The organism is Kitasatospora sp. NPDC088351 (assembly GCF_040685575.1).
GTDB lineage: Bacteria > Actinomycetota > Actinomycetes > Streptomycetales > Streptomycetaceae > Kitasatospora.
Genome location: NZ_JBFBIL010000149.1, coordinates 1 through 1,202, shown reverse-complemented (window position 1 = coordinate 1,202; position 1,202 = coordinate 1). Strand labels below are relative to the sequence as shown.

The window sequence follows — 1,202 nt, the reverse complement described above, 5'->3', positions numbered from 1 at the left end:
GACATTAGCTGATCGGCGAGGGATTCGGCAGGAGTTCTCCAGTCGAGGGTCCTGCGTGGTCTGCTGTTGAGGGTGGCAGCCACTGCGTTGATCTCGTCGGCGGTCCATCGGGACAGGTCCGTTCCTTTCGGAAAGTACTGTCGCAGCAGCCCGTTCGTGTTCTCGTTCGTGCCGCGCTGCCAGGGGCTGTGCGGGTCGGCGAAGAACACCTTCATCCCCGTGTCCGCGGTCAGTTGGACGTGCTGGGCCAGTTCCTTGCCGCGGTCCCAGGTCAGCGAGCGGCGCATATGTTCCGGCAGCGTCTCGAAAGCGGCGGCAAGTGCGTTCCGGACGGCTTCGGCGCCGTGTCCCGCAAGCGCCGGACCGTTCTTGACGCGTGCTTCGACGCCGTATCCCTCAAGGCGGGGCAGGTGCAGCAGCACGGTGAGCCGGGTGGTGCGTTCCACGAGGGTGCCGATCGCGGACTGGTTGGTGCCAATGATCAGGTCGCCCTCCCAGTGGCCGGCGACGGCGCGGTCGTCGGCCTCGGCCGGCCTCTGGGCGAGTACGGTCTCGGGGGTGACGTGGCCGAAGGCGCGCTGCCTGGAGCGTGCCCGGGGGGCCCTCAGTGCCCGTCCGGTCCGCAGGCAGGTGACCAGCTCGCGGTCGAGCGCTCCGCGTCCTTGGATGTAGAGCGCCTGGTATATCGCCTCGTGGGAGATCCGCATGGAAGCGTCGTCCCGGAAGTCGACCGGGAGCCGGTTGGAGATCTGCTCGGGGCTCCAGGCCGTCGCCCATCGCCGGTCCTCACGGCGCGGCTTGTTTCGTCCCTTCCACTCCGGGGTCAGCGGGCCGAAAACCTTTGTCCCGTCCGGCAGTTGAACCTCGCCCGACAGTCGGGCCTGAACGTATTCGCGCAGGCGCCCGTCGGCCACGGGCTTCGGGGTCTTGGGGCGCCGGGCCGCCAGCTCGGCCTTCCACTGGGCGATCGAGGCCCGGTAGTCCAGCCGGGCACCGCGGGTGGCCGCGTTGCGCCGCAGCTCCCTCGAAATCGTCGAGGGCGACCTGCCCAGCTGACGCGCGATCTCCCGTACCCCGGCATCCTGAGCCCGCAGCAGCGCGATCTCCTCGCGTTCGGCGAAGGACAGGTACCGGCCCGAGTCCGGTCCCAGCCCGAGCGTGGGCATGCCGCCACCCTCCCGGAACCACCGCGAGCCGACCAC

Annotated in this window: 1 protein-coding gene; it reads right to left on the bottom strand. The window is 69.6% G+C overall.

Going from position 1 to position 1,202, the window contains the following annotated elements; all coding sequences use genetic code 11:
- The coding region (locus AB0P06_RS36925; RefSeq protein ID WP_363615398.1) for an IS30 family transposase at window positions 1–1,202 on the bottom strand (1,202 nt) is incomplete at its 3' end.